The 24,618-nt window shown below is 46.3% G+C and carries 23 protein-coding genes; 3 read left to right on the top strand and 20 right to left on the bottom strand.

Annotation, left to right across the window (positions count from 1 at the left end; all coding sequences use genetic code 11):
- Positions 1-52: 52 nt before the first annotated feature.
- From JCM10914_RS30245 to JCM10914_RS13005, 20 genes are all read right to left on the bottom strand, one after another.
- Positions 53-877 carry a hypothetical protein gene (locus tag JCM10914_RS30245; protein ID WP_023961606.1) on the bottom strand — a complete coding sequence of 275 codons (825 nt, stop codon included), beginning with the start codon at positions 875-877 and terminating at the stop codon, positions 53-55.
- 5 nt (positions 878-882) lie between these two features.
- Entirely contained in the window at positions 883-2,004 is a 1,122-nt protein-coding gene (locus JCM10914_RS30240) for a UvrD-helicase domain-containing protein (RefSeq protein WP_023961604.1), read from the bottom strand.
- A complete protein-coding gene (locus tag JCM10914_RS13085) occupies positions 1,989-4,064 on the bottom strand; it encodes an ATP-dependent endonuclease (RefSeq protein ID WP_023961601.1) in 2,076 nt (691 codons plus the stop codon). Before JCM10914_RS13085 ends, JCM10914_RS30240 begins: the two co-directional genes overlap by 16 nt.
- 421 nt (positions 4,065-4,485) lie before the next feature.
- Positions 4,486-5,115: a zinc ribbon domain-containing protein gene (locus JCM10914_RS13080; RefSeq protein ID WP_370570246.1), complete on the bottom strand. Its 630-nt coding sequence runs from the start codon at positions 5,113-5,115 to the stop codon at positions 4,486-4,488.
- Positions 5,116-5,146: 31 nt separating this feature from the next.
- Complete coding sequence (locus JCM10914_RS13075; RefSeq protein ID WP_148300208.1) at positions 5,147-5,590, bottom strand: recombinase family protein; 444 nt, start codon at positions 5,588-5,590, stop codon at positions 5,147-5,149.
- Positions 5,591-6,106: 516 nt separating this feature from the next.
- Positions 6,107-6,877, bottom strand: a complete 771-nt coding sequence (locus tag JCM10914_RS13065; RefSeq protein ID WP_023961593.1) for a GIY-YIG nuclease family protein — start codon at positions 6,875-6,877, stop codon at positions 6,107-6,109.
- A gap of 621 nt (positions 6,878-7,498) precedes the next feature.
- The gene (locus JCM10914_RS13060) at positions 7,499-9,850 is read right to left on the bottom strand and encodes a glycoside hydrolase N-terminal domain-containing protein (RefSeq protein WP_023961591.1); all 2,352 of its coding nucleotides are present in this window, start codon (positions 9,848-9,850) and stop codon (positions 7,499-7,501) included.
- A gap of 147 nt (positions 9,851-9,997) precedes the next feature.
- The gene (locus JCM10914_RS13055) at positions 9,998-12,610 is read right to left on the bottom strand and encodes a carbohydrate-binding protein (RefSeq protein WP_023961589.1); all 2,613 of its coding nucleotides are present in this window, start codon (positions 12,608-12,610) and stop codon (positions 9,998-10,000) included.
- Positions 12,611-12,633: 23 nt separating this feature from the next.
- The gene (locus JCM10914_RS13050; RefSeq protein WP_370570245.1) at positions 12,634-14,673 is read right to left on the bottom strand and encodes an alpha-galactosidase; all 2,040 of its coding nucleotides are present in this window, start codon (positions 14,671-14,673) and stop codon (positions 12,634-12,636) included.
- A gap of 303 nt (positions 14,674-14,976) precedes the next feature.
- Positions 14,977-15,705 (bottom strand): VOC family protein, encoded by a 729-nt coding sequence (locus JCM10914_RS13045; RefSeq protein WP_148300207.1) that lies wholly within the window; start codon positions 15,703-15,705, stop codon positions 14,977-14,979.
- Positions 15,706-15,943: 238 nt separating this feature from the next.
- On the bottom strand, positions 15,944-16,447 hold the full coding sequence (locus JCM10914_RS13040) for a hypothetical protein (RefSeq protein ID WP_036718062.1): 504 nt from the start codon (positions 16,445-16,447) through the stop codon (positions 15,944-15,946).
- Positions 16,448-16,469: 22 nt separating this feature from the next.
- The gene (locus JCM10914_RS30235) at positions 16,470-16,790 is read right to left on the bottom strand and encodes an alpha/beta fold hydrolase (protein WP_231638637.1); all 321 of its coding nucleotides are present in this window, start codon (positions 16,788-16,790) and stop codon (positions 16,470-16,472) included.
- A gap of 5 nt (positions 16,791-16,795) precedes the next feature.
- The gene (locus JCM10914_RS30230; RefSeq protein WP_370570244.1) at positions 16,796-17,092 is read right to left on the bottom strand and encodes an alpha/beta fold hydrolase; all 297 of its coding nucleotides are present in this window, start codon (positions 17,090-17,092) and stop codon (positions 16,796-16,798) included.
- On the bottom strand, positions 17,002-17,346 hold the full coding sequence (locus JCM10914_RS30225; protein WP_023961580.1) for an alpha/beta fold hydrolase: 345 nt from the start codon (positions 17,344-17,346) through the stop codon (positions 17,002-17,004). The genes JCM10914_RS30230 and JCM10914_RS30225 overlap by 91 nt, the downstream gene beginning before the upstream one ends.
- A gap of 33 nt (positions 17,347-17,379) precedes the next feature.
- Positions 17,380-17,610: a hypothetical protein gene (locus JCM10914_RS13030; RefSeq protein ID WP_148300206.1), complete on the bottom strand. Its 231-nt coding sequence runs from the start codon at positions 17,608-17,610 to the stop codon at positions 17,380-17,382.
- Between the two features lie 18 nt (positions 17,611-17,628).
- Positions 17,629-17,964: a hypothetical protein gene (locus JCM10914_RS13025; protein ID WP_023961576.1), complete on the bottom strand. Its 336-nt coding sequence runs from the start codon at positions 17,962-17,964 to the stop codon at positions 17,629-17,631.
- Positions 17,965-18,141: 177 nt separating this feature from the next.
- Positions 18,142-18,624: an NUDIX domain-containing protein gene (locus JCM10914_RS13020; RefSeq protein WP_023961574.1), complete on the bottom strand. Its 483-nt coding sequence runs from the start codon at positions 18,622-18,624 to the stop codon at positions 18,142-18,144.
- Complete coding sequence (locus JCM10914_RS13015; RefSeq protein ID WP_023961572.1) at positions 18,624-19,151, bottom strand: YfiT family bacillithiol transferase; 528 nt, start codon at positions 19,149-19,151, stop codon at positions 18,624-18,626. The genes JCM10914_RS13020 and JCM10914_RS13015 overlap by 1 nt, the downstream gene beginning before the upstream one ends.
- Positions 19,152-19,184: 33 nt before the next feature.
- Positions 19,185-20,447 (bottom strand): LamG-like jellyroll fold domain-containing protein, encoded by a 1,263-nt coding sequence (locus JCM10914_RS13010; protein ID WP_036718059.1) that lies wholly within the window; start codon positions 20,445-20,447, stop codon positions 19,185-19,187.
- A 92-nt stretch (positions 20,448-20,539) separates the two neighbouring features.
- Positions 20,540-20,965 (bottom strand): hypothetical protein, encoded by a 426-nt coding sequence (locus tag JCM10914_RS13005; protein WP_036718056.1) that lies wholly within the window; start codon positions 20,963-20,965, stop codon positions 20,540-20,542.
- A gap of 245 nt (positions 20,966-21,210) precedes the next feature.
- On the opposite strand from JCM10914_RS13005, the gene JCM10914_RS13000 reads away from it, so the two are divergent.
- From JCM10914_RS13000 to JCM10914_RS30220, 3 genes are all read left to right on the top strand, one after another.
- Positions 21,211-22,695: an endonuclease/exonuclease/phosphatase family protein gene (locus JCM10914_RS13000; RefSeq protein ID WP_023961566.1), complete on the top strand. Its 1,485-nt coding sequence runs from the start codon at positions 21,211-21,213 to the stop codon at positions 22,693-22,695.
- 215 nt (positions 22,696-22,910) lie between these two features.
- Positions 22,911-24,038: an acetamidase/formamidase family protein gene (locus JCM10914_RS12995; protein ID WP_023961564.1), complete on the top strand. Its 1,128-nt coding sequence runs from the start codon at positions 22,911-22,913 to the stop codon at positions 24,036-24,038.
- Complete coding sequence (locus tag JCM10914_RS30220; RefSeq protein ID WP_231638636.1) at positions 24,035-24,478, top strand: copper amine oxidase N-terminal domain-containing protein; 444 nt, start codon at positions 24,035-24,037, stop codon at positions 24,476-24,478. Before JCM10914_RS12995 ends, JCM10914_RS30220 begins: the two co-directional genes overlap by 4 nt.
- The last annotated feature ends 140 nt before the right edge of the window (positions 24,479-24,618 follow it).

The following is a 24,618-nucleotide window of genomic DNA, read 5'->3' as shown; positions in this document are numbered from 1 at the left end:
GTCTTCCTCCCTTCAACGTCTCTTGCGTTTTTGAGATTAAAAACTCAATTTTTTATTCCATGATTTCAAATCCTATTTCATTAAATTTCTTCATCAGTTGAGAAGAAAATCCTTCAATTTTAGATCTGTCAATAAATACTGATAAATTCCTACGTGCACGGGAACATCCAACATAAAACAAACGATAAGCACTTAATGGGCCATACACTTGGCTTTCTTTAAAACACTTTTTTGCAGTTGTAACAATAGAGTTATCTAAATACGCTTTATATTCACTCGAACATAAACTGTTAAAATACTCGTTATTTTCAAAGTGTTTAAGTAGTTGATTAATTCTAGATTTTAAGTATCCCTGGTGTTCTTTATGCAAAGCACTATTAATTTCAGGTAATTTAAATCCTAAATAAGAAATTGTCTCATTTATCCACTCAACATATTCGTAATAGAAGGATTCAAAATCATTTAGTGACACTTCCATACTGCTCCACATTTTAAAGAACCGATACATATGAACTAATGGCTTTTTATTATTATCCTCAGCTATAAAAAAAACTGTGTTATAACTCTCTCCCTTTACGCCATGTTGTGTTGATACATTTGGTGTTTTTAAATACTGAGCAAGAAAGCGAAACTCTTCTATTTTGACATCTAAAACTAAAGAGTAGTCTTCGTCATCAATAATTGAGCTTATACACTCTGGTCTAACCAGTTCAGTTTCCAAAAGAACATTTAATACTGAGTTTATGCTATATATTCGATCAGTATCATTATATAGCTCCGAAATTTTTCGCAAGAAATTATCCAGCCTACGCTTATCTTCATGTTTTTTTACTGTAAATACGCTATCATTAAATATTTTAGGATTTCTTTTGAACAACTGAACTATATTCCTAAGCTCTTGGCACGATAATCCTCTGCAATTTGGTTAACCATGAATAATAATTTAACTAAAATATCTGGATTATCCAGCGAATCATTTATAAGCACATCAACGGCGCTATATTGTTGTATAAATGAATATCGTTCCATATTGTTGTATTTTCTATAAAGATCCCCTGCTCCAATAGAGTCAAATCGTTTTTGATTAAGCAAGAATAATAATAACGCATCTGGGTAATTCTGTTTCTCTATCCTAAGCTTCTCCGACACATCGTCACATAGCACAATTCGAGGCAAGTGATTAACTGATGTATTCAAACTTTTTTCTGCAGGCGCTTGCTTGTATAAGCTATTATTATATAATTTGTTTAAGATATTAATAACTGAAGGCACTGATCTATAATTGGTGGTCAATTTGATTGATTTGTTTAGGGTTAATAGTTTATCCTCAAATGATCCATCATAATTCCTATATATTTGTTGCATTTTATCTCCCAGAAAATATAGCTCTGTCGATGTAGCATGAACTGCTTGATAAAATAATTTTAATACATTCGCGGATGAGTCTTGATACTCATCAATGAAAATAAGTTGATATTTTTTCGTCAATCTTCTGTTAATTACAGGAAACTTCTCGAAAACTAATTTAGAAAACGTTATTAAATCATCATGAGATAAACCACCATAATATAAAGAGTTAAATTGAGATTCATTGTAGTGAATGGTCTTAAGATTTGCCTTAATAACATCAAGTGACAAACTTCCATTTTTCTCAATATATCTCTCATTACTTCTGATTATCGTTGCATCCCCATCGTCATTGGAAATTCTCCTCATTATTTCAGGACCGTATATCTCAAAGTACAAATTGATTATCTGTTCATGTGAAAAATAAATTTTTAAAAAATTGTGTAAAAACGAATGGATAGTTGAAAAATGAACTCTATTACTATCCATGTCCTTACCCAATTCTTCTGCAGCCCGGTTTGTGTATGTTATACAAAGAATATTGTCATTGGGATATTCAACTAGATGCTTTAAAATCATTGATTTAATTGTTGTTGTCTTCCCACTACCAGCTGGGGCATTAACCAAATATATATTTTCTGTTATTCCTTCAACCATGCCAGCCCCTCCTCAATATAATCTGGCAGCATATCTTTAGTTAAACTGTTTAGAATTACTGAATACATAAAATCTGTTTTTCCTTTTGAACTATGCTCAACAATATCCCTGATTGTATACTGTCCCTGTTCTTGAGGAACAGTAAACTTCAACTCATCATCATTTCTTAATTTGATCCAATCTTCCCGGTTTTTCTCTTCAAATGCCGTTAGATTATAATACTTAGCAAGCATTGCTTCCTCTAACGTACGAGCAAAGCCGTCCTTTTCCCCTTGATAATTTAGATATGCACACCCATCAAATAATATGTTCTCCTTATTTTTTTTCCACTCATATAAGTCTGTTACAGTTGGTTTGGCTTCTGGATATGTTACTTTGTAGAAATTATTAATTGTTGCATTTGTTGTTTCCGAGACTCTTATAAGGCTTTCGATGTTTGCTGATTTAGCATAATCAAGATCCGTCAATATAAGTGTTTTTATTCCCATAAACTCTATGAGCGTTCTATAGTTGTGAGCATATGCCCCTCCAACTTGAACAAATGCAATATATAATTGGTTTAATACTGTAAACTCATCCAATGTAAAGAGTTTTCTAATTAGCATTCTCTCTGTATCACCTTCATAAATAATGACTCTGTCAGCAAAAACTATATCAGAGAATCCAATTTCATAAAACCAATCATAGAAATTATCAAGTATAGGGTCCTTACTCACACTTTCTTTAAAAGATGAAAAATCGAAAATATTGCTTATGAAAGGAGTTATTGGTCGTGCAACTCTAAGATTTTTCATCTCAGTTACTCTGACCATCTCGCTAGAATGAGTAGTTATTATCCCTTGAATCTTTTTTTCTTGATAGTATTTTTTCAGAAATTTCCCAAAAACATTCTGCATTTGTGGATGCATGTGTGACTCAGGCTCTTCAATAATAAAAATGTTAACTAGAAATGGGTCGATATTCCGTTTGTATCTTTCAAGCTGCAAAAGAATAAAAATCATATTACTGTATCCCAATCCTTGTGATGTTTCATTGAGATAATGTCCCTCTAGATCATACTTGGCATGGGTAATTTGGTTTATAAGAGAGCTAATCGTTTCCTCCGATATCTCCAAATCAAGCATTATACTTCCTGTATTCCCCCCATTAGCCTGTGCTATTGATGAAATTGTCTCGGTAAGTCCATCAACCGAAACCTTTCTTACAATGTCTGTTATCCCTAGATCTTCAATAGGTTGAAGTATTTTGTCTGGTAATGCTCCTAGAAATGCTTTCCATGCATCATCTTGATGTGCAAGATCAAGCACATTTTTGCTTATACTTTTTGAGTGACCTATATTCTGATCCTCTAATGGTCTCCCCGCATAAATATTGTATAGATTGAATAACTTACGAAAATGAGAAAGTTCCATTTCATTTTTATTTTGAAATTGCCTATCAGAAAAATAACACTTCTCAATAATACTAGAAACGTATGTACCTAATATTTTTTCTTTGAAGAAACCAACCTTTGTAATTTTATCCCTTTCTTCAGAGAGCTTTTCATATCTACTTCTCAACTTCTCAAAGTCCTTGTCCAGTGACTGGCTAAAAGTAGCAGAAGTTACCTCAAATGAGTATTCAAAATATATTGAACATTGATCAGGATCGAAATCCATAATGTAATCGGCAAAATTTCTTATATCTTCATCGACTTCATAATCAACCCTTATTTTAACTACTGTAGGTGAAACAAGAAGTTTGTCTTTCCCCGGAACTGCATCTAAACAAAAAAGATCATTTACTATTGCTTGAATCGTCTTCTCCCTATCTTCATTTCTTTCGAAATGTTTAATAAAAATAGAATAAGCTTGGTCAACCCATTCTTTTGAGAGAGCCACAGGTATATCAGAAACACAATATTCCGTTTTCGCGGTATTTAGGATATTTTCTAAGAGCTCAATTAAGGATGTTTTTCCACTGTTGTTGGCACCAGCCAACAAAGTGACGTCATCAGCTAATGACAGCGATGTATCTAAGAATCTTCTGTAATTTTGAATCGAAACTTCTTTTAGCTTCACAAAAATCCCCCCGTAGACATGAAATAATGTTGCTATTAGTACCATAAGACTACTACATGTCTATAGTACCATAACAGTAGTGAAAACATTGGAATAAATGTGTGGTATTTGTATTTATATGAAATAAAAAAACGCCCAATTAAAGGCGCTTTCTTGGAAGTTCTATCTCATAATTCTTGACTATCATCCACTATCCATCCGCGTGTCTACACACTCGACGTCAAACCAAGGTCCAGCACGACCGAAACCTCGATTTTGTCTTTCAGCACCTTATTTTTGAAATCTGCACCATCCTTCGTGAAGACCATAAAACCCGTAAATTGTTGAAATCAAAGGAATTCTACGTATCTATTCGTTGCATTCCTAATACGACATCCACATGTGTAAAGACTGGGGAAGGGACTTCCAAAACTACTCGCTCTCATCTATAACAAACTGTCAACTCTACCCGATTCCCTTCCTGGTTATACACAATCCGCTCCACCAGCTTCTTCAACGCCCTATTCTTTTCCTCACTCGACAATGCTAAATCCCACAACTCCCTAAACTCGCCTATACGCTCATATATCTGCTCCACAGTCGGATAATTCCCTTCATCTACTACAACCTTACTCAAATCCTCCAACTTCTGTATCTGCCTTGCTCTTACAGCTTTACGCTCCAAAAATAACTGCTTCGTTATCATGTCCTCTTCATACGATTCATGCAGCTTGTCCAGCGCCCGCCTCTGTTTCTTCAATTCCTGTTCCTTCACCTCAATGATCGTCTTTGTATCATTGTAACGACTGCCATGCATTTCAATCTCCCGCAAAATATTTGGGTCTACATAGATAATTCGATCATACAGAGCATTGAAAAAATCAACATCCATTACCTTGCCTCGCTGCTCAAATTTGCTGCCATCTTTGAACTGGTGATAGCACAATGCACTCCAGTGCTGCCCCTGCTTCTTATTCTCACCTACTCGAAACCTCATCCGCGAACCGCATTTTTCACAATAAAGCAAGCCTGACAAAGGAAAAATGTTACGTCTTGAATTGGAATTCAACATGCGATTCTTAAGCAGCCGCTCCATAATGACTTCATGAGAGCTGGTCTTCACCATGCCGAAGTAACTTCTGCATTTCCTTACGGGACTCTATCTTTTCACCAGAGGCCACTTCTTCATATAGACTATAGGTCCAATTTCGATTCTCGGCCAAGGTCAGAAGGGTATCCCTATGCTTCGAGAGAACGTCTTCAAACTCACCATCGTCCCGTGATTTTCTTAAATAAACCGCTACGTGTTTAATGGTTTTGCATTCCATAATAGCTTCTACTCCAAACTTGTTAAATTTTTGCCGCCATCCAAGTAGAATGTTGAGCATTTTTGATGACACATCATCGAATGTGACAACTGTTAAATTTTGGAGGCGTAATTCATGAAGAAATGTGAATATGTAATCAAAGAAGTTAATCAGCCATCTGGCAAAGCGTTGCGGCAATTTCATGAGCATGTGGCCCGGATATTGAGCCAAACTGTCCAAGCCGAGGCCGATACCTCTCCCCAAAGTGCATCATTCTACGCAAGACAGTCAGAAAAATTAACAAAATAAAAACAAGCCGGAGCACATGACCAATCCATGCTCCGACTTGTTCTATTTCAGGTTATTTTGAATGAATTCCCGTTCCGACTTTTTCAGATACCTTAGAGAATTCTCGAAGGAATACAGGTACATGGAGCGAAGCATCCTCAGCTTTTCGACTGAGCCATCCCCAATCACTTGCTTAATGGCCGGGATCATTTGGCTGTTCGTTACTCCGAATTTTCCCGGCTTTACAATATCTTCAATGGCAATTGGCCGCTCTTCTTTGCCATCATTTAGTTCTTGCTGCAAAGGGTTACTTGAAGGATACGACTGATTCCGCTTCCTGCTTCTAAACTACTACAGGACCAAGGGGCGTAAGTCCCGCAGCGTGAATATTATGTTATGTGATGTTAGGTTCTTCTATGAAATTACCTTCTAGGTCAACCAAATAATAAACCCATGCTTAATCTATCTTTAGATTATTATTTTTTTTGTGAAGTAATTCGACTCCAATAATTGTTCGTGAATTTTTGCCATGTCAGCACTACGAACAGCTCTTAAAGCATTAATGAACGGTATACCAGTATTAAGTGTCATTATTCTTGCAGAATGCAAAAAATTTTCATAGCCTTCAAGAACAGGATTACTGGACAATTCCCTCAAAGAAAATCGAGCAGTAAAAGGAGAAGGTTCGGTTGATGTTAATAAATTTATTATTTCATAACTCTCTTTTTTTGCTCTTAACTGTCCGGCAATGCTACCAGAAACAGCATTCCAAGGAGGAAGAGACCCTCTGTTCATTCTGAAAGTTTCAATCAAAATTCCTTCAAGAATTTTAAGTTGTTCTCTAAAACCGTCTCTACCAAAGTCCCGAACTTTAACTTCAGCAGGATCGTATCCAAACCATTCGTAAATATTCCTCCTTGTAACCGCTTGACTTAACGGCGATTGAACAAAAATTGAAAATCCTATTTTATCATAATTATTAAAATACTCATTTATTTTTTCATATTTACAGCTAGAAGGATCTACAGGAATTAATCCATTATGTTGTTTAAAACGTTCAGTTAAATCTACAGCTAAACCAATATAGTATAATTCTTGTGTATAGTAGTTCCAAAAGCAATATATACCAGAAGATGCCCAACCATAACTATCATTTGGTGAGCATAAATCATCAAGAGCCTCTGCTATTTGACGCACTTCGTTACGATGATATGCGTCCATTATTATAGTTCCAAACATATTTCTTCTCCTTGTTCTCTACTAAAATTGTTAGCTTTAAGATATTAGCTCTAAAGAAAAATCAACTATGAACTATCATTTCATTTTAAGCCCTAATTTCACATAACGTAATATTTACGAAGTTCGCCAATCTACAGAGTACATTTAAATATACGAATAAACCGGGACTCAATTGTATCAATAAACTCTCCTCATATTATACTATGAATTGGAAGAATTTCACGAACATTGCTCTTATACTTCAAACAAAAAAACTCCTGCATAAAGCAAGAGCTTCTATAGAAATTGATTCAAACAAACATCCCATCAATGACAGGTATGTGTAAATCAACAACTAGCTATACTATCAAAAAATCGATAGCCATACATAGAAAATTATGACTTAAATCCGTAATTTCACATGTCAATATTCACGACTTCTTGCTCAATTTTTCTGCTTATATTTATGAAGTAACCGAATAACATTTTGAAACATAGCGAATTCACTTTCCCAAAAAAGGGAAAGTGAATTACCGTATTCAACAAACTTGAAATCTTGGGGTCCATCTAAATGGGTGTACAGAAATCACCTTGTTCTTCTCTTTCATCGCAGCGCTTTACAACTACCCTAAAACTAACCAACTAACTCATACTACCTAAACAATTTATTTCCAGTTTTATGGCTGCAATATAGCTAACCCTGCCTCCATCTCCCTCCCCCCCATAAAACACCCTCACACGCCCACTCTCATTCCCCTTCACCCTTGCCTCAACCAACTTCCCATGCTCCCAGCTCAAATCCACCTCAATATTCCCTTTCGCCTTCAGCCCTTTCACACTCCCAGTCGGCCACATGGCCGGCAGCGCAGGCAGAAGATGAATCTCGCCTTCGTGGCTTTGCAGCAGCATCTCCGCAATCGCGGCGGTGCCGCCGAAGTTGCCGTCGATGACAAAGATATTGGCCTCGGCACCGGCTACGCCGGATTTGGAGTAGGTGAACATGTTGTCGAAGCATAACTCCCCGATCAGGTGGGCGATATGCTGAACGGCTTGGTTGCCGTCATGCAAACGGGCATAGTAGAGTCCGAATAGGGCGGCGGTGAATTCGATATCTTCCAGGTCAACCCGACTGTTGCGATTCTCCAAAGTTACTCGGGCAGCCGCACTCAGTTCCGGCGTATGGTGCGGCGTGATCTGGCTGCCTGGATACAAGGCAAACATATGCGCCAGATGGCGATGCTCCGGCTGTGCTTCCTCATAGTCCTCCAGCCATTCCTGCAGCTGTCCTTGCTTGCCAATCATCAGCGGGGGAAGCTGATTCAGCGCAGTCCGCCACTTCTGCTGAAGCTCCTCATCCACGCCCAGCGTCTGCGCGGCTTTCACGCAGAACTCCAGCAAATCCCGAACCAGGACCTGGTCCATCGTCGGGCCCATGGACAGATGCTGATGCCCTTCCTCCCGATTACCGGTAAAGAAGCTGTTCTCCGGCGAATTCGACGGTCCCGTCACCAGCCAGCCATGTTTCGGATGTACGGTCATGTAATCCATGAAAAATGCCGCCGCTTCCTTCAAGACGGGATAAGCCAGTTCCTCCAAGAACGTCTCATCGCCGCTGTATGCATAGTGCTCCATCATATGCGTCGCGATCCACAGCCCACCCGTCACGTTCAGGCCCCAGGAGGTCTCCCAACCCGGTGACGCGAATCCCCAGGCATTGGAGAATACATGGGCTACCCAGCCGTCGGCATCATAGTAATGGCGGGCTGCCGAGCGGCCAGATTCGGACAACTGCTGAATATACTGCATCAGCGGCTTATGGCTCTCGCTTAAGTTCACGACCTCCGTCGGAAAATAATTCATCTGGGTGTTCATGTCCAGGTGATAATCGCAGCTCCAGGCCATCTTGTTGGCCTCGCCGTCGTTCCAAATCCCTTGTAGATGCATCGGCAGGACAGAGCCTTCCCGGGAACCGCTGATCGTCAAATACCTGCCATATTGGAAAAACAGCGCAAACAACGCCGGGTCATCCAGCTGACCTTGCTTGAACCTGACGATCCGCTCGTCCGTGGGCAGACTGGAATACTCCGATTTACCCAGATCCAAATTCACGCGTGCATACAGCGTTTGATAATCCGCTAGGTGATCTGCACGAAGCGTCTCGTATCCCTTCAGGGTAGCCTGATCCAACTGCAACGCGCTTTTCGCTCGCCAGCCCTCGCCTTCTTGACGGTAATCCGTATTCACCGCAAAATAGATCGCCACCTCATCCGCCCCGATGACGGTAATGGTATCTTCCGTGCAGCTCAACTGCCCGCCTTCCGCTGCTACACGAAGCATGCCATGGCAGGAAGCGCCGCACTCTCCATTGCTATGTATGCCTTCCAGTGCTTGTCCCTCGAATTCGATCGTGTCCTTCCCTGCAACAGCCGTTTGAAACGGACCATTCTCGCCCTGAATCGAAATGCGGAATGACACGCCTAACGAGCCATGACTGCGTATCCGGGATACGATCACCTGATCGACATGGGAAGCGAACACCTCCCGCGTCATCTCCAATCCTGCCGTCTCGCAAGTGGAGCGCACAACCGCCTCGTCCAGATCCAGTTCGCGGTGGAACAGGGATTCAACGCTTTCATCCGAATACCGGCCAGCGGCTGGACTCGCGATATGGTCAAAATCCAGAATGACTTGGCACAGCCCTAAGTTCGTACCAAAATTTCTTTTTTCCGGCTGCAGATGCTCCTTAGCCAGTCGATCTCCCCCGGCATAGTCTCCTTGGAAGAAGAGCTTCCTCATCTGCTCCAAATCACGTTTGTTATTGCTTCGCCCTTGGACCGGTTCCGGCTGCCCGGACCAGTAGGTGGTTTCGGTTATATTCCATACCTCCCGATGGGGAGCAGATCGGACCACATTCCCCATTCGGCCATTGCCGATCGGCAGCCCTTGTGACCAGTCTTGAGCCGGTTTCTTATACCACAGTTTCATATTGGACATGTTGCATTCTCCTCTTTATGTGAAATTCCACTTCTTATGTGACTGCATTACGCTCCCGTGCATAAGCAAGAAATCGCGATTCCCGTGATGAAGCCGGAGAATCGCGATGAACTTGTATTCATACATGATGAAACCTATGACTTCTTGTTATGGATTGCGAACGATCTTCAAGAGCTTGGATTCAGCCGCTTTTAGAGTCACATCCAGCGAAGAGCCTGTAACCGTCCGCGTTTGACCGCTCCACAGATCCGTCACCGTATACGTTGCCCCTGCTTCGGTCGAAATGCCTGCACGCGCCAGATCTACGGTGTGTTGCGCCGGGTCTTGCGTATAGTTAAACACGGTTAGATAGTGAGTATCCTCATCTGCTAGTACAAACACATTCGTTGCCTGCGTGCCAGTGTTGCCTTCTACAGGTCTAAACGCCTTGCCTTTCAGCGCAAGCTCATTCACTTCCGGGTTGGTCAGCAGCGTCTCCATGTATTGCTGTGCCGTCGCATCGGATACGTCATCCGAATTCATAAAGACAGTTCCCGAGATGACAGATGCGTTGACCTTGGATTGCGCTCCTTCCAACGAACCACCCTTGGTCAAGTGCATGTAATCCGGATCGGTATAATGATAGATCGTTCCGTTCTGCCACCAGCCGTACGTAAGATTGTTCAATTGATATTCCGTGCTGCCAAGGCTACCGTCGATATCACAAGAGATGCGGCGGCTATGCGCATATTGGCTTGGGAACAGCGGCGCGATGGAAGCACTGATGAACATCGAGCCATCCAGTACCTCATTCAGGTATGCCATTCCTTGATTGTATGCCTGTATGCCGGTTTGAATCTTGGGATCATAATGCTTGCCTTCCATGGCCCCGTGGCTTAGAAAATCGATTTTGATATACTCAAAGCCCTTGCTCTTGAAGTTGTTCATGTAATAATCGATCCGCTGCTTCACGCCAGGATGCGTCGGATCCACGGCAAATGCACCATCCAGCGTCGGCAGCACATTACCTTCCAGGTCACGCAGCACAATGTCACCGTACTTATACTGACCATTCGTCCCTTCCACTTCTTGCTCCATATTGTCGCCCCAATACACAAATGGCGAATAATAGATGCCAGCCTTCTGTCCATTGTCATGAATCACCTGAACCAGATCGCCCAGCTGTTGATCGGTCATGTTATCCCAGTAAGAATCCATATTGATGTAGATATCGCCTTCATTGTTAAAGGACTTATCTTGAATGTGTTCTTTGAAATAGTTGGAGACCGAAACCGCCTTATCGTAACTCAGACGACTGTCATAAGCTCCCCAGCTGTTCCACCCTACAGGTACGCCTTGCGGAATGTCCTCGCCAAAGGCTAACGGAGGCTGGATCGCTGCATTCACATGGCCAAACTCCTCAAGCCCGGTCCGGTAATCCTCGAAAAAGCCGACCATGATCCTTGGCGAAACAATCTGCTTGCCCGTTACCTTACCATGTGAAATCGTATCCCACGTGGAAGTGGATGACGTAAATCCGCCATATACGCGTAATTTGTTCAATTTATCATTCGAACCGCTCCAATAGACGCCGGTCTTCCACGTGTCATGCGTCACCGAGCCGATGACCAGGCCGTTCCGGCTCGTATTGTCATAGATGGCCGTTAGCTCCGAGCTGATGTACAGCTCGTTGTTGAGGCCCGTATTCATCGTCTTCGCTTGATATCTGGACCAAGCGTCATTATCAAATGGAACGACGAGGACCCGGTTGTCATCATAACTGCCGATATCGATCCCGCCTCTGGCTTCCATCACGATGGGTGCTATATTCGCTGTAGATAGCTCCGTATTGTTGTGTGAGGCTACGGTTTCCGTAAGTAAATACGGTCCGTCATTATAGATGTAATAGATTTGACTAAGCGATGGCAATCCGCCGTGCTCATTCACAACCGTCACCTTGATGCCTTCACCGGTGGCATCCTGAAACGGGACAACCTGATTTTTATAAAACTTGTGATGTTTGTAATCTGTACTCGCAACCATCTGGTCGAGCTCAATCTCACTGTATAACCCCTTAGCAACCGCCTGGCCGTTCCAATTGTATTGCGATAACCCGGTGGAGGTATTGTAGAGCAGCTCATACGTTGGGTTAGATACTTTGAAGCCATTGGCATACTCGGTTAAGGTGATCGAACCGTAGTGGGTGGTTTGTTTTTGGTTACCCAAATCCCCAATGTTTCCATCGTTGCCTGAGCCGTCATCGCCCGCAGAATGATAAGTTAGCTCAATCTTGTCAAAATCAGGAGAGTAACCGCCTGCATCATCGAACAGGATCGTGTTGCTGCCCTGATTTAAATAGACTTGAATCTGATACGTGCCAACCGTGTTCCAGTCCGCTGTTTTCGGAAAACTGAAATTCTCATTCTCTGCTCCGTTCACGGAGATCGACGCCGCGCGGGAATCCCCGGAGATATAGAACATATTCATATTGTAGACACCGGCCGTGTCAACTTGGACGTCATTAAACTTCAGCGTGGAGCCGCCATACAGATTGCCGACTTTTTTCCCGCCTGAACAAAATCCGCAATCCGCAACCTCTGCGTTACCGGTGAGCGTATTGTTAGCTGACTCGGCCTCGTAAGAAAGAACACTGCCGGCTGCTGCCGTATCCAGTTGCTCCTCTGCTGCAGCGATTGAGCTCCCTAGCGTAGACCCCATAAGTAGAATCGATAAGAACAATACGAATGACCTTCGGAAGAACCTGTATGTTTGGATATTCACTGAACTTCTCCTCCTCTTCTTTATTAATTTCGGATTAACTTCAGGATTTTCGACTCGGCTGGCGCCAGTTCCACAGTGAGTGTACCCTCCGCTTCGCTTACCGTACCTTCCCATAAATCCAGCACCTTGTAAGGAGCATGCGCATCGAGCCCACAGCGTTCCAAGGAAACCGACTTCTGTACGGACTCGGCCGCGTCAAAGTTAAATACGGCAAGATAAGCCGCTTGCGCTTCGCTCGGATGTGTCAGCACGAACGTATCCGCCGCCTGTTTTCCTCGATTCCCTTCAACAGGCACAAAGGTTTTGCCCAATCTGGCAACCTCGATAATCTCCTCATTCCCCAGCCAGTTCTTGGCACGCCACGCTGCTTCTTCATTCCGGAAGTCATCGCCGAGCAGCAGCACCGTTCCCGAGATAACGGACGCGGTCAGACGGCTTCGCCCTTCGTGACGGGTCGTCGAATCCTGATTGAAACTCTTATAGATCACCGCATGATCCGGATCGTTGAAACGGTAGAGCGCATCGTTCATCCACCAGCCATGCGTCAGCGAGTTCAGCAAATACTCCGTATCCTGTATCGTTCCGAACACATCGCAGGAGATTCGGCGGCTGTGCGCATAGGAATAAGGGAACAGTGGCGCGATCGACAGATTGATGAAGAACGGTCTGCCGATTCGCTCAGGAGAGAGCTTCTCTACCAAGTACGACAGGCCATAGTTGTAGGCGGCGATTCCCGTTGTAATATCCGGGTTGTGATGCTTCCCTTCCAGAGCCCCATGGGCCATGAAATCCAGCTTGATGTACTCAAAGCCCTCGGAGACGAATTTATCCATGTACCAATCGATTCGGGCCAGGTTCCCGGGATGCGTCGGATCAATGGCCAGCCCTCCGGCAATATCCGGCAGAATCTCACCATGAGGGTCGCGAAGCAATATATCCGCATACGTATATTTGCCGTTCGTCCCTTCCACGGCTTGACCAAACTGAGCCGGGCTTCCCCAGAATGCAAACGGCGTCCAGTATGTACCGGGTCTGTGTCCGTTCTCGCGGACCCTTCTCAAGGCATCCTCCATTTCGGCTGGCGTAAGACTGTCCCAGAATGCATCGAAATTAATGTACAATGTGTTCTCATTGTGGAAGCCCTGCGGCTGAACCTCTTGCTTCAAAAAATCACTGGTTGCCGTATACAACTCATAATCCAGCGTGCTCATCGCTGCCGACCAGCTGTTCCAGCCCATCGGAACGCCGCCTTCCCATGCCAGAGCTGGAGCTACCTTCGTGTTCGCTTCCCCATACGCCTCAAGCCCTGTCCGGTAATCGCCATAATCCCCTACCATAACTAGCGGCGATTCGATGCGCGTTCCGATTACGTGGCCATGCGGCTGGGAATCGCGGGTCATGATATCCGCTGCGCCCGCGTACAACTCCAGTTCATCGAGCTTGCCTTCCGTCTCTCCCTTGACGCGAATCCCCGTCTTCCACACATCATGACTGATCGAGCCTAAGATCAATCCGTTGCGGCTATCCGGCTGGAACAAGGCCGTCACTTCATAACTTTCCGTCTCCAGTGGGGAAGTCTCCGTAAGATAGCGCACCCATTTGTCATTATCATATGGCACGCGGAGCACATGCAGCGCTTCTCCTGGAGCCGTCTCGCTCCCACTCGATACGGCTTGGGTACTCACAACGGCGATGCGGTTGACCTTGATTTCCTCCTGCCCCGTGATGACGATCCGGGTGATGAAGAAGGGAGAGCCCTCGTAGACATAGAAATGCTGTTCCAGCACTGGAAGCAGGTCGGATTCATGCTGGATCACGGCATGCACGCCTGTTCCGAATTCATCCTCAATCTTCTCCGGCTGTCCAGCCAATACGTGGCGGTCATATTGCCCCGTGTGATATTCCCGGCCATGCCAGCGGAAGCCGCTGCGCACATCTCGCAGAGCAAACCCCTCGCTGCCTGCGTATGCATACTCGCCCTTTTCCAAGTTCACCTCAAGGGACATCAAGCCATTCGTTACCCGAACGTGAGTCTCGGCATTCACCCCCACTTTCACGGCCATATCGCTATTCGTTATCACCTGTAGATTGCCTCCTTTACACTTGCGTCTGCGCTGCATGATCGGCCTTTAATGAAAAAACCTTTCTCAGCTTGCTACCATTATAGAAGCGTAATAAAGCGCTTACTATACAACGATCTTCCGATCCATATCGGGATGTAACGTTTCTTGAGCGCTGCCGTTGTTAAAATGCAATATGACCCTTTCCGCTGCAGAATACCCAAACAAAAAGGCTACCCGAGAGCCATACATCGGTCGGGGTAACCTTCGTGATCGCAACTGCTATATGGTTTTAGTCCAACCCTTCTATTCACGTGACATAATAAAACTCTTCATGCCATCAGGACCCATGAAGCTGGCAAATTGACCGACCCCAGGCTTATCCTGAATCTCGGTAATGGAATGCGCACCAAGCGTCCGGGCTTTGATTAAACTTCGTCCACAGTCTTGAGCGGTGTAATAAACATTCCATTCCGATCTGGCTGTTCCATGATCAGGAGCAACGACGGACATGCCGCTTTCATCTTGGCCACGATTCTGGAAAACAATCGTTGAATCCTGTTTTCGGTATTCGAGTTTCCAATCGAACAGCTTCGAATAGAATTCTCCCGATACTGCTACATCGGTTGTTGTTAGTTCCAGCCAGCCCGGCAACCCTTCTGTTGTCATATCCGATCTCACATTATGGGCCTCCTTAGTTGATTGCAAAGTGATCACGGCGCCCATCGGATCCTGAATGGTAGATAAACGCAAGTTCATGACATCAAAAGGTTCTACCAGCACCGTTCCACCCAAAAGCCTTACCCTTTCAACGGAAGCATCCAGATGCTCAACATGGACATACAGGCTGGTGTGGGGCTTAGCTCCCTTAGGTATGATAGGCGAATCAAGTGAAGTCAGGCTGCCCCATTCTTGTTCGCCTGATCGCATTTTGGTCATGACTCTTCCCGGCAGGAACTCCTCCTTAAATCTCCAGCTGAACAATTCTCCATAGAACGCCTTTGTCTTATCGATACTCGGTGTCTTTAAGTCCACCCAGCCAATCGGCCCGTGGCTTGGTTAGGGACCATTGAATTTCCTCCTCCAAGCGCAAAAAAGCGCACACTCCTCCAAAGGAATGTGCGCGTGTGCGCTAAATGATATTTATTTCATATGTAGAGGATACCATGGCACAACATGTAATTCAATTGTATGTGCAACATTAAGCGTGCTCCCACCAGATCTCCGCGCACTTCGGCAACCTACTCACTCTCTTTGACCTCTCTTTTCCAACTCACTCAACAACTTGACTTCCGTTTCTGACTCCATGTATCCATCTGTACAAGAAACACAATAGTAGGGAGAAGGCCACCATCATGAAGTACGTGTTCAAATTGAAAAATTGATTGTTCATATGGATCGATAAAATACCGGACGTAATGGATTCGATATAATGCCAGTCCACTTCGCCCCACCTCAATTCGATTGCCTCGGCTTGGATCTCTCTATAAATGTCGAGTTTATGAAGCTGATATACATAACCCGCTATGATATAGCCAGCCAGAGCTAAGACCATCTGGGGCAATAATTTAAGTGAAAGGGTCATTGCTTTGAAGATTCTTATCCATTGGAAGACCATCACGACAAACAAAATACATAGGGGGATGAGCAGTAATATCGCAGGATTGCCATTGCCGGAACTCTGGCCAGGTTCTGGTGTCATGGCATTTCCGAAAAGAACTAATAGAGCAATGACCATTGCGTTTATAATTAACCTAACGACCGGTCTAACTTGCAATGCTTCTCTCCCCCTCCCATTGTCAATCCTTGCAAAATGCCATGATCTCGCCATGAATGATGTCCGGCATCTCATGGTTGATGGCATGGCCTGCATTCTTCACGATTCTATGCTCCATTCCATACGCTCTTAATCTAGCCAGCGCCTTCGGATAGTGGCTCAATATATCTTGATCACCAACTAGAAAGAGTGCCTTATCTTGGATGGCTTGAAAGTCCACCTTAGAATAGATCTTGATCGTATGTTTCATCATGGAACGGTTATTGAAGAACTTCAGCAAATAGCTCCAATGCTGCATCAGATCGGGATGATTCTCGAATGCATCCGAATTCGTGCCGCACAACCTCCTCAGCAGCTTGCGCACATTGCGGTCCGATGGGAATAACGCCTCCGGCAGAAATGCCTCATCATTTTGCTCATGACTTCAAACGAGCTTCCATGGATGCTGCCAGCCATGCATACGATTTTTCGGACCCGATCCGGTCTGGCCATCGCATAATGATACGCTAGGTAAGCTCCGTACGAAACGCCCGCAATGTATACGGATGACATGTTTAAGGATTCGAGGATCTCGTCCAGCCACTTGGTTTTGTCGAAAGACTGAGCATACTGGCCATTGGGTTCGCTTTTTCCCGACCCTCCGATATGATCAACAGCAATAAAAAGTAGTGATTCGACAGCTCCCTTGCGTTATATATCCACATCAACGCAGAGTTATCCGCCGTACCGTGCAGCAATAGCAGTGGTGGCCGATCAGGTGAGCCCGCCGTAATGATGTGGGTAGTACCATAGGTTGTATGAATATCTTGTTCCGTATAAGCCACGTTCCAACCGCCCAACAGTCGATCATAAGAAGCATAAACGTACTGCCTTCCAACATCCAATTTAAAACGCTTCAATCCGTACTTCCCCTCCACTTCGTCTACTAAACCTCACCTAACTTTAATCTCATAGCGATCAACATGCCCTTGATCATCAAAATAAATATAGAGCGTTTCATCGTGTACTGCCATTACAGCACGCGCCGTACCCAAATTGTAAACCGCTTGTCTGGAATTATCCCCAGCGAACATCCCATTGTCATCCGCCCCGAGCCGCTCCATCACTTCCGTTTCATTCAACCCGATTAAGTCCTGTTTCCGCAGAAAATCATCAACCATCAACGCGCGCTGCTCCGGATATCACACCCAGCGATCATAATCAAAGAACTGCTGCGAATGGTTAGATCCTATCTCGTAAAGCGAAAAACCCAGAATCATGATGCCAATGATAACGGTTTGCCACACATGAAAGCTCGTTAGCTTGATCCAGGGCATTTTGGTTAAAGCAATGGTTATCAGGATCAACAACAGTACAGGAAAAATGAGAAGCGATATGGACATGAAGGACATTATGACATGAAATTTAACCAACAACGGGATAACGACTCCCGCATAAACCACGAGATATACCAGCACAACAACACCTAGAATGGCAGCGTGTGCGTTCCAGCGGAACGCGATTTCTCTATTGAACAACCGGATCCCCCCTTAGCACGCCGATCTTTCCACAGGACGTAAAGCTCCAAATCACGATGCAGGTGGATATACCATTCATCTCCATCGTGACAGAGATAATAGGGCTGTTCAGGATATCTCACAACCCATGCATCCCACCTTCATCCCGAGTTATGAACAATCGCACACCGTGAACCTCTATATGCTTGCTCTATGGAAATCAGCAGCCTCTCCACCAAATCGTGTAAAGATTGACTTCGGGTACGATACGGCGGTGGGCGGCAGATCATCTTCGGCAAAAAAAGCCAGCTCGCACATCTCCTCATTCTCTACATCAAGCTCGCCGGACAACACCTTGCACTCGAACACGATCGTCAAATACTCGACCTGATGTCCATTGCTGTATGTATAACGTTTCTCCTTGCCGCCATATACGCCGAGAATGCCTACCGGATCGACCGTAAGTCCGGTCTCTTCCTTCGCTTCTCGAATCATCGCTTCCGCTGGAGTTTCACCTAGCTCGATCGCCCCCGCTACCAGCCCCCATAACGTCTCGTTATGCTTCCTGCAGAACAGGATACGATCCTCTTCATTACGAATGATCGCCGCCACCGAGGGCATGAAGATCAACTGATCGCCAATCTTCTCCCGTAAATCCCTGTAATAATCCGACATTCCCATTACATATCTCCCTTTCTCTTCACCGCTGATATTACTTGCGCGATATGGTGATGGTTATGCCACACGAACCGCTGTAAGGCAACATCGAGTGTAATGACGCCGAGCGCTTGCGTACTCATCGTCCTCCGGAACATCTCCGGTGTCATATCCTTGAGCAGCATCAAAAAGCGGAAGTGCAGCGTCTCCAGCAGCGTCAGCGAATTCTCGATCGGCACCTCGCGATAATCACTCAGAGCCGCCCAGAGATCCTCGCGATATGAACTGGTCTTCGGTTCGTCTTCGGTCAGCGCCCGTTTGAATCGAAGATAAGCGTTCATGTCGTTATCCGCGAGATGATGAACGATCTGCTGAATACTCCAGCCCCCGTCACGATAAGAGCATTCCAGGTCATCAGGACGCAGGCTCAGAATAATCTGCCGCAAGTGCTGCGTAATGGCCGGAATCTGTTCAATCAACAGCTTCCGCTCCTGTACGGTTGGTTCAGCGATAGGCTCGAAGGAACCTATCGGATAACGGCTGCTATCCACGATTCGTCTCCTCCTCGTCAATAATTTCCCCCTCTATTTCTCACGCATAATCATCCAGCTTCTACCGAAAGGGTCTGTCAAATCCATGAACCAGGCAAAACCTTCATCTCTCACCCGCAGCACCGACGCCCCAGCATCTTCAATGTAGCTACGCAGTTCCTCGATCTCACGCTGTGTGCTGAAGATAAAGGATGCTTCCTGCCCCAGTGACTCCGAAGAAGAGGGTTTCTCCGTACACTCGAGGATGAGGTTCGGACTATTATATAGCGTCAGCATATAGAAGTATTCTTCCTCTATCAGCGCCTTGAATCCTAAGTAATGAATGTACCATCTCGCTGCTGGCTGTAGATCTTGCTTATGAAAGGTCATTCGGATATCGTCCAGGCCGTTCAGTACGGGAATTGGCACGACCTCGGCTTCTTCGGGTGAAGCCAGGACAGGCACCGGTTTATAACCGTGCTCCAAATAAAGGGCCCGTACTTCTTCCTTATGAATGGCCCGATTATAGATGCGCAGATCGTCAATGCTCCCGTTAAAATAAAAATACGGCTCCTCGGTAGATTTTCTCCCGATATAGAGCGGCTCTTCCGGGTAAGGAGTATAACTGCCCTTTCGCTCTGCAACCATCTCTCCGTCCACGTATAAACGATATTGCCCGTCGGCATATATTACAACTACATGGTACCAATGCAGCATCTCAAGGCTCGCATCCATGGAGAGGTCGGGCTCGTGTAAAAAGCCGTGCAGTGTCAGTCGTTTGTCTCTCGTACTTAACTGGATCGATCGTTGCTCATGATGACCATCCTGAGATACGATGGCGCTATGCCAGCCGCGCAGGATCGTCTGCGGATCGTAGCAGCACCAGACGGAGAGCGTATAGGCCTCCTCAAGGACGGGCGGCGGATCGATTACGACGTACCCGTCCCTACCGTTCAGCGCGAGCGACCTGCCAGCCAGACCGAATCGGTCAACGCCATACGCTGCGCCTACCATTCGCCCATGGTGCTCTTCGCCGTTGCGGTCGCGTACATCACCATCGAACAACAACTCCAGCACGAGTCCAGACCTCAGGTCGACCTGATTCCCCGACCGACCGAAAATCTCGTCAATTGTGATGCCGAACAGATCAGCCAAGCCCGGCATGAGCATAAGATCCGGGCACGATTGCCCGTTCTCCCACTTGCTTACCGCCTGATAGGTCACGCCCAAGCGATTAGCCAACTGTTCCTGGGTCATGCCTAATCGCTTGCGATGCAAGCTGATATTTTGACGGATTGGATGATTCATTTCATTCATTGTGATCACCACACTTTCCTTTGATGCCTTTACTATAAACAATCTATGATCGGAAAGTTATCACGCTGTAGTAGAGTATGTAAGCCGTGTGCTCAACCTGTGGTTGAACGTGTTCGTCCATGTAATGATCTCATCATCAGCACGCCAGCTACAACACATAGCAGCAAATGGGTCTCTGACATCAACAGCATGTTCATCATGAAGGAATCTCTCAGACCCAGCCACTCCACCCAATAAGGACCAGGTATAAACACTAGAATCGTTAATAGAACTGCGGGTAATAACATGCCGTTGATCCGCAAGGAATCTGTCAACACGGCACGTATTGACCGCCACTCCAGCAGAACCCCTACCAGGAATCCCCATAGGTTCAGTTTCAACAAGGGCACCAATAGGTCTGTTAGCCGCTCCCTCGCAATCCGGATCTCTTCGATCGTTACCGTCATCAAATAGAACAGCACGGCCATCGCGATCACGACAACGCTTGCGGTAATGACTTTGGTTAAGCTCATTCTCATGTCGCTCCCCCCACATTCTACGCATATATATTCCTCACACGCCTATCCATATCCTCCCATCAAAGCCAAAATGACTGCATTCATGACCAACGATTCGACATCTAAAGATAAGGCTACAATCCATAATATTGTTAATATGCATCACGCCAGATCATACGATATGATATGGACGAATCAGGAAGGGAGGCATGTGCACTTCCACTTCGAGATTGGCAATCCGACACACAACACAAGGAGGATATGTAATGAGAATGAAGAAAATGACCAGCCTGATTATGATGCTAACCTTTTTGTCAGCAGCATCCTTGTCCCCTTCGGGCGAGCGGACTAATACCGCGGAAGCTTCATCCGGCCCGTTAAAGATCATGAGCTTCAACCTGCGGTATGCCGCCAACGACAGTCACCCTTGGGAGACGAGGCGTCCGCTCGCGAAGAACCTCATCCTGGACAAGCAACCTGACGCGATCGGAACCCAGGAAGGGCTCCATCGTCAGATCATGGATCTGGATCAGGACTTACCCGGTTATGATTGGATTGGCGTCGGCCGTGAAGGTGGGGCGTTAGGAGAGTATATGGCGATATTCTATCGGACGGATCGTCTAAAGCCGCTCGAGCAATCCCACTTCTGGTTATCCGACACGCCGCAGATCATCAGTTCGACCATCTGGGGCAACAACATTCCGCGCATGGCAACTTGGGTGCGCTTTCAAGATCTGCAGACCGGCAATACCTTCTACATGGTCAACACCCACCTCGACCACCAATCCGCGGTCGCCCGGCAGAACAGCGCGGAGTTGATCACGAACCAGATCCAGTCCTTCGCGCCGAATACGCCGATCGTGCTGACAGGCGATTTCAATGCCAGACCGGGAAGCTTGCCGCATGCCTATTTTACGGAGAATGGCCTTTCGGACAGCTTTGACACGGCTGAGCAGCGGATCAACGAAAATCTGGGCACGTTCCATAACTACGGAGATCCTACGGGGGGCGGCAGCAACAATCGGATCGACTGGATCATGCACAACCCAGGCTGGAACATGCTCAGACACGAGATCGTGAATACCCAATTCAACGGCCAGTATCCAAGCGACCATTATCCGGTCCTGATCGAGGGCAATTTGCTCGATGATAACACGGACACGGGTGAAACCGTGCCGAATACTCCCTTGACGACCCTGCTTCAGGTCACCGAGATCGTTGGAAATTCGAGCGACTCGGGAAATTATAATTACGTCGAGATCTATAATCCGACCGATCGGGAGATCGACTTGGAAGGATATCAGGTCTATTACTATTATGACGCCGCGCTACCGTTCGACAAATCCAAGTCCAACCGCTGGGTGATCACGAAAGATACTTACAGTACGGATTCGATCATCCGACCGCAAGAGACGAAAGTGATCTGGATCAAAAAGCAGCCCTGTTGTTATCAGCGCGGGATGAACGATTTCCTGAACAACTACAGTTTGACCACCAATGACCTGCCGGCTTCGAAGCTGCTCGCAGTCTTCACGCCGGGAACGAATCAAGGACTTAACGGCACCTCCACCACCGGCCGCTCGCTCGGCATCGTATCCCCTGGCGGCGCTCATCTCGTAGGCGTACAGTACAATCAAGGACAGCTGGACTTCGGGCAGAATCAATCGGTGACTTATCGGGAACCGGAGCCGCTGAGCAGCATCATGATGAAAGGGACGACGCACCAAGTCCCTTCACCGGGACAACCATAAGCTGCCCGGAAACATACCTGGAACAGAATGATTACGCCTTCCACAATCCTCGTTCAAATCGAGGTCTGTGGAAGGTTTCTTTGATTTCGGGAGAAACAGCATAATTTATATTACATAATACGTTATATTAAATTACATATATATTGTTTCATTTCTATTACATCTAGTATAATGACTGAAACCTATAATATAATCATAGAAACGAGGTAGATTTCATGACATCAAATCATCGTAAACCCCGTTTTAACATGCTGACAGCTGCCCTTTGCAGTCTCACTCTGCTGGGTGCTGTCCCCGTGCAGGCGGCATCCACGTCCTTTCCCATCCTGCAAGCGACAAGTTCCGGCGAAGTCAAAGCCGATTATTACATCCCCAGTACGGTGGACAACATAAGCTGGGGCTTCCTTCCAAACCGGGACAGCCGGCCGATCATGACCGTGCCTTCCGGCAGCACCATTACCTTCGATACCATATCGCACGAAGGCCTTCTGGAGGATCAAGGACGCAACCCGGAGGAATACTTCGGCTCTTTCGGGATCCGTCCCGACCAGGTATTGAACGATGCCAAGGCGATTGCCGCCTCGGAGCTTCCTCATGATTTCGATAAGGATGGACCGCATGTCGTCACCGGCCCCGTTGCGATCCGGGGCGCCGCGCCAGGTGACGTTCTGAAAGTCGAAGTACTCTCCTTGATTCCGCGCGTACCTTACGGTGTCATCTCCAACCGCCATTACAAAGGAGCTCTTCCTGGCGAATTCCCTGAGAACGACGGCTCTCTGGAAGGCGCCAGCGCCGCACATCCCGAACGCTACCAAAACGTCTCCACCTTCACGCCGGTGGAGGAAATCAACGGCAAGCTGTACGGCGTGCTGCCGATTGAATCTGGGGGCCGCGTACGCTTTCCGCTCAAACCGTTCATGGGCTTGATGGGCGTCGCACCCGATACCAGCGAGAAAGTCAGTAGCGTCCCTCCGATCGAGACGGGCGGCAATATCGATATTAACGAACTGGGCGTCGGCTCTACGCTCTATTTGCCCATCCAAGTGGAAGGCGGGTTGTTCTACACCGGGGATCCGCATTTCGCGCAAGGGGACGGAGAAGTTGCGCTGACGGCCATGGAAGCTTCGCTTCGCGGAACCTTCCGGCTGACCTTGCTCAAGAAGGGAGACCCTTCGCTTCCACGGAACGAATTGACGCAGCCGTTCGGCGAAACCGAAGATTACTGGATTCCGGTCGGATTGGATCCCGACTTGGATGAGGCCATGAAGGAAGCCGTCAGGGAGGCGCTCGGCTTCCTCAATGAGAAGCTGGGGATGGACCGCGCCACGGCGTATGCTACATGAGCGCGGCCACCGATTACGAGGTCTCCCAGGTGGTGGACCGAACCAAGGGAATTCACGCCCTCATTGATAAACGGCATTTCATCGAGAATCTGAAGCTTTCTGTTGTCATGAACGGCAAAATCATAGAGTCGCATATTATGGATGATCAATTCTACGTACCGGCTCGTACGCTAGTGGAAAGCCTGGGTTATGAAGTTCGCTGGGATCCGAAGCAACGCGCGGCGATCGCCACTGCCGCCGGGAACGCCGTCACGATACCTATCGGACAGCCGATTTATACGATAGGAGACAAAGCCGTGTATAACAAAGACAGCTCCATTTTGAAAGACGGCGTCACCATGATTCCCGTCAAGACGATCCCGGCCCTGTTCGGCGCTCACGTCAACTGGACGACCAAAGGCAGCCTTCTGCAAGCGTACATTACCCCTTCGTTGAACTAAGCCGAATGCCATAAATAGCGGTGCACTTAGACTTTCCAGGTCTTGGTGCACCGCTATTTTCTTGGTACATTGACTTCGACACATCCATAAAGTGTGATTTGTATAACAAAACATACTTTACTGACTTAGAAGACAAATCA

The sequence above is a fragment of the Paenibacillus sp. JCM 10914 genome, from assembly GCF_001315105.1.
GTDB lineage: Bacteria > Bacillota > Bacilli > Paenibacillales > Paenibacillaceae > Paenibacillus_AQ.
Note: the sequence above shows the minus strand (reverse complement) of the source record. Positions and strands in the feature narration are given on the sequence as shown.